Below are 1,451 nucleotides of genomic sequence, written 5' to 3'. Positions count from 1 at the left end.
GACTAAGGGTGTTTGGCTGTATGATTTCCCAGAATGGTTTCAGCAAGAGTTTATATTATTTAAACAAACTACTTTAGAGGGATTTGAATATGGATTATCTTTTCAAATTCTTGTTGCCATATTTGCAATATTACTGACGGCTGTAATAACAAATAAATTAACGCTAGGTCGTAAGATTTATGCCTTAGGTGGAAATAAAGAAGCGACTTCTAGAATGGGATTCAATTTGCTTTATCTATATTTGGTTGTTTATGGTTATATGGGATTAATGGCTGGTCTTGCAGGTGTTGTACAATCTTATACGGTACAATCAGTTGCACCGGATTCATTACTGGGTTATGAATTAACCGTATTAGCAGCCGTTGTATTAGGCGGTGCAAGTTTATCGGGGGGAAAAGGGACGCTATCAGGAACAATAATGGGGGTGATTTTATTGGCCGTTATTCAAAATGGGTTGAATTTATTAAATATTTCTTCCTATTGGCAGACCGTTATTACGGGTGGCATTATTATTTTAAGTGTAAGTGTCACAGCATTTACACAAAGAAAAAAATAAGGAGAAGAGAATGAAATTCCAATCAGATAATACTATCAAATATCTCTTTCTATTATTCATTATTGCTATCTCAATATTTAGTATTTTAATTCCAGATATATTTTGGTCAATTGCTAATTTTCAATCAATCGCTTCACAAATTGCTGTATTGGGTATTTTAACCTTAGCGATGGCTATCCCAATGCTAACAAGCGGTATTAATCTATCCATTATTGCAACAATGAATGCTTGTGCATTAATCATAGCGTATTTTATTACTAAGCAAGATAGTCTTGGGTATTTATTGATTGGATTGTCCTTAAGTCTGCTGTGCGCTTTTTTAATTGGTCTATTTAATGGTACATTAATTTCTATTGTTAAGGTATCACCTATTTTGGCAACATTGGGAACAATGACATTAATTAATGGATTGAATATTTTGGTGACAAATGGTTCCACTATTGCTAATTTTCCTGAAAGTTTTATGTCTATTAGTTCTACAATGTTTTTATTCGTCCCATTTCCCTTAATTATATTTCTATTTTTAGCATTGATTGTCTGGTTTTTACTCGAGAAAACAACAATTGGTAAATCGATTTATTTTATTGGAAATAATGAAAAGGCAACATTTTATTCAGGGATTGATACTAGAAAAGTCATTATTGTTGTTTATATTATCTCTTCTTTACTTTGTATGTTTGCTGCGATATTGATGATGTCAAAATTAAACTCAGCTAAAGCATCCTATGGAGATTCTTATTTATAAATTTCTATTTTGGCATCCGTGTTGGGTGGTGTCAATCCTGACGGAGGAAAAGGAAAGTTAATTGGCATATTGATTGCTTTAATTTTACTACAAATAATCGAGAGCGGTTTAAATATACTAGGGGTAAGTAGTTATATCACTATGATATTC

General features: G+C 32.2%; 2 protein-coding genes. Both read left to right on the top strand.

Translation table 11 applies throughout. The features are described 5' to 3' along the window. Positions 1–556 (top strand): ABC transporter permease (locus BKK47_RS12245; protein WP_143529637.1); only part of this gene is annotated, 556 nt, incomplete at its 5' end. A gap of 10 nt (positions 557–566) precedes the next feature. Next, positions 567–1,301 carry an ABC transporter permease gene (locus BKK47_RS12240; RefSeq protein ID WP_244149151.1) on the top strand — a complete coding sequence of 245 codons (735 nt, stop codon included), beginning with the start codon at positions 567–569 and terminating at the stop codon, positions 1,299–1,301. Positions 1,302–1,451 lie beyond the last annotated feature (150 nt).

The organism is Rodentibacter mrazii, from assembly GCF_001998825.1.
Taxonomy (GTDB): Bacteria; Pseudomonadota; Gammaproteobacteria; order Enterobacterales; family Pasteurellaceae; genus Rodentibacter; species Rodentibacter mrazii.
This window is presented reverse-complemented; position numbering and strand designations above follow the sequence as displayed.

Bases quoted from the DNA above. Each gene is read 5' to 3' on its own strand.
- BKK47_RS12240 (WP_244149151.1), top strand. From the start codon at position 567: ATGAAATTCCAATCAGATAATACTATCAAATATCTCTTTCTATTATTC.